Genomic DNA, 4,078 nt, shown 5'->3' on the forward strand with positions numbered 1-4,078 from the left:
AAAACTAGCGCAATGAAATGAATTTGGAGTGAACCCATCTTATATTAAACAAGCTCAGCTTTATACATATTTAATGGGTTGTGAAGTTTTCAGTATCGTCGCATGCTTTTTAAAAGAAGAAGATTATGCCGACCCTAATATGGTTGATATTAATCAACGTTACATCAAAAACTGAAATTTTAAAATTGATGAAAAACAAGTTCATGACGATATTAAATATTGTACCGACTGATTTAATAAATATACTGCATCAGGAATAAGCCCTAAATGAAAAGCCGATGTTGATGCTGATTTAATCGAATTTTTAAAATGCGAAAACGCCGAACAGTGAGAAGAATTATACTTAAAATGAGTAGCGATGAAAAAGGCTGTTCCAAGTTATGAATAATAAAAATAAATATTATAATTTCAAGCAGTTTTTATTATTAAACTCTGCTCGTCCTTTTTTTGCATTTCATGATATCAACATGCTTGCTTTAGAAAATGATGAAGATGAGGAAAATGAAAACGATAAAAATCCATATGATTTACTTGAATTTGAATTTGAAGAAATTGATGAAAAGATAACAAAAAATTTTATTGAATATATTCCCAATAACGTGCAATCAGCATTTTTACAATCTTCTCCAATTGAAAAGCTAACATATTTAGAAAAGACTGTTTCGAATAGCAATGAATTGTTTTTAGAATTAAATAAAGCAAACAAACTTAGTGTTTATAATGACTTACTAAGTAATTTTGCTAAATTTGAGGCCATGAATAGCGGTATGTCCCTAGTCACTGAAGCGGCACAAAATGCCGTAATAGAGCATTATCAAACAAACTTTCCGGAAATTGCTAAGAGCATAAAAGTTATTACTGATAAGTGTGCAACTGAGACTAAGCTTGAAATAACTAAAGCAGAAATTGAGGCAAATCATCGTTTATTAATCAATCCTGCTTTTGCTTATAGAAATTGTATATCTCGTCCCTTTTTTTATTGTCCTGAGCAAAAAACAATCGGGATATTGAATTATTCATCAAAAAGCTCTTTAAAAAATATTATTAGAGCATATTACGATGTCAATGTTATGCGAGCTTTAGGATATGAAATTGAAATCGTAAAATTAATAATCCCAGCCCTTTTAAAAAGAGACAATATCAAAAAAGGTAAATTGCCATTTATATTTAGTGATTATGCAAATACAAGTAAATCAAAAGCAAAAGTAGATGATTCTTTTTCACAATTAGAAAACCAAGCACGCGTAAACAAAGATCCTAATTTTGATTACACTTCAAATCGCACTAAAAAATCTAATGAAAAAAATCTAAGTATTATTGAGCATGTTAATAGTGAGTTAGCTGATATTTTTCCATTTTCTTTTAGTATTGAAGATGAAAAGAGCAAAAAAGCACGCGATTTTATTTGCTCTTTTACTCGTTTTGTCGAGATGGTCAATAACCAAGAAAAATATCCTGAAATTAATCATTTAGAATTAGTAATTCAAGAAAGTGATTTAAAAGACCCGGTTGGGCATAATTTAAAACCATATACTTACTTAGTTGAAAAACTATTACCTGATTATCAAATTGCTGCTAAATCTTTATTAACTTTAAAAATTAACTCGATTTGAAATAATTCTTTTGCATCAGAAGCAAAGTATGGCGAAATTCTTGATTTTTATGAAAAAAACTTGATTTCAATTGATCCAAAAATTGAAAATAGTTTAGAATATTCAGCTTTATCCCAAGAAAATAAAAAAGTTGTTTGATTTGATTTTGAAGGTGTAACATTACCAATCCCTATTATTGATTTTTGCCCCGCTTGAAATCAAGTTATCGCCCAAACCTCGATAATTAAAACATATAATAACAGTATTTTGGAAAATGAATCATTTGATTATGTATATGATCCCCAAGGCTATGATTTTAAAACATTAATTAAAATTATTGAAGATTTATATGATGATAAAGCTGATTATTATGTTGTTTTTAATGCAGGATATGAAAAGGCTAGAATTAACGAACTTAAAAAGATGTTGCAATTAAATTATCAATATTACAAAAACATTGATATTGAAAAATTGAAAGAGATTGAAGCCAAAATTGATTTTATTTTAGATAAAATAATTGACATTGCCAAACCATTTCAAAGTACCAAAGTTGATATTTGTTTGCGTTTAATTAATATTGGCCAAATTAAAGCACGTTATTCAATCAAAAAGATCGAGCACTTTGTGACAGAAAACAATTTACCTTTAAAAAGGAAAATTTTTCCATATCATGAATTACAAGTTAAAAACGGCGGGATGGCATTGCAAATAGCAACATCTCGTGCCTTGGGTTTAATTAGGAATTATGAGTGAGAAGACAAAGTAAAAGAACTTAAACGTTATTGTCATAATGATGTTTTGGCAATGATAATGGTATGAGATTTAGTAACATATTTAATGCAAGATAAAGAAAAATACTTCGAAGTATTCAAAAAATACCGTTAAATCGTTTATCAAAAAATTAAATAACTAACAGGAGAAAATTATGAAATATATTTTTAAAAATCGTTTTTTGCGTAAGTGAGAAAAAGATAAAATACCCAATTTAACATATATCCCATCTAAAGCAATTACCCCTAAATTTTTAGAAGAATTAATAGCTAAAATGCCGTTTTCACTATATGAATTAAAGCAGCATTATCGCAAAATTCGGGAAATCATCTCCGATTCGCAAATCGACGCCTTACAAGATAATTTTGAAAATTATATATTCATACCATTAAGTTATTTAAATAAAGCAGAAATTCTTAAATCAATTTATGCTAACCGCAATAATTTAGAAATTTTTAAAAATGATAACATTTTAAGTGCTGAAGAGTTAAAAATGTTATCTTAATTAAGTTTAATGTACTATAAACATGTTCCAAATAATTGGGGAATGTGTTTTTTTATATTTAAAATATATAAAATTATTAATTTTGTTTACTGAAAATAAAACATCATATGAATAAATCATATGATGCTAAATATTTAGTAAAGTAATTTATTGAGCACTTGGTTTATTAATTAATTTTGGTGTATTGGTAAAAGCATCAATACCAATTTCTTTCACTTTAGGTAAATCTACTGAAGTTAAATTAATTGCGTTTCTAAACGCTCAACTTCCTATTTTTATTACGTTAGGAAATGACACTGAAGTTATATTATGATTATTATAAAAGATATTAGCTCCAATTACTGTTATTTCATCATCACTAATGTCTCCCTCAGCATTATCTCATTTTGCTAAAATACCATTCAAAACGATCTTATCGCCAAGACCTGGCGTATTGTCGAATGCATTATAGTCAATTTCTTCTAATTTTGGCAAGTCAACATGAGTCAAGTTAACTGCTCACCGAAACGCTCTAGCATTTATTTTAGTTACATTAGGTAATGACACTGAAGTTATATTTCTATTCCCTTGGAAAACACCATCCGCAATTGTTGTTACTTTATCATCGATAATATGCCCCTCGGCATTATCTCATTTTGCTAATATGCCATTTAAAACGATCTTATCACCGAGACCTGGTGTATTGTCAAACGACTTATAGTCAATTTCTTTCACTTTAGGTAAATCTACTGAAGTTAAATTAATTGCGTTTCTAAACGCTCAACTTCCTATTTTTATTACATTAGGAAATGACACTGAAGTTATATTTTGATTATTATAAAAGATATCAGCCGCAATTACTGTTATTTCATCATCACTAATGTCTCCCTCGGCATTATCTCATTTTGCTAATATGCCATTTAAAACGATCTTATCACCAAGACCTGGTGTATTGTCAAACGACTTATAATCAATTTCTTCTAATTTTGGCAAGTCAACATGAGTTAAGTTAACTGCGCCTTGAAATGCTCTAGGACTTATTTTAGTTACATTAGGGAATGAAACTGAAGTTATATTTGTATTCCCTTTAAAAACACCATCTGAAATTGCTGTTATTTCACTATCACTGATATCACCGCTAGCATTTGTTCATTTTATTAATACACCATTTTCAATAATTTTCGAAAATGCATCTTCACCAACTTTTGTTAGCATTGGAAAATCAGTGTTT

3 protein-coding genes and 1 pseudogene are annotated in these 4,078 nt (G+C 28.4%); 3 read left to right on the plus strand and 1 reads right to left on the minus strand.

The genetic code is table 4. From position 1 onward, the window contains the following. The 3 genes and pseudogenes from FJR74_RS08255 to FJR74_RS03030 form a co-directional block, all read left to right on the plus strand. Positions 1-388: pseudogene (locus tag FJR74_RS08255) on the plus strand (MAGa7180 family putative nuclease); the annotation flags it as partial. Beyond that, a complete protein-coding gene (locus FJR74_RS08260) occupies positions 381-2,477 on the plus strand; it encodes a UU173 family protein (protein ID WP_140915055.1) in 2,097 nt (698 codons plus the stop codon). The pseudogene FJR74_RS08255 and the gene FJR74_RS08260, both read left to right, overlap by 8 nt. 40 nt (positions 2,478-2,517) lie before the next feature. Continuing rightward, on the plus strand, positions 2,518-2,868 hold the full coding sequence (locus FJR74_RS03030; RefSeq protein ID WP_140915056.1) for a hypothetical protein: 351 nt from the start codon (positions 2,518-2,520) through the stop codon (positions 2,866-2,868). Between the two features lie 147 nt (positions 2,869-3,015). Here FJR74_RS03030 and FJR74_RS08265 read toward each other — a convergent pair. Then, a partial coding sequence (locus tag FJR74_RS08265) for a leucine-rich repeat domain-containing protein (RefSeq protein WP_140915057.1) occupies positions 3,016-4,078 on the minus strand: 1,063 nt, incomplete at its 5' end.

It is taken from the genome of Metamycoplasma neophronis (assembly GCF_006491995.1).
GTDB lineage: Bacteria > Bacillota_I > Bacilli_A > Mycoplasmatales > Metamycoplasmataceae > Metamycoplasma > Metamycoplasma neophronis.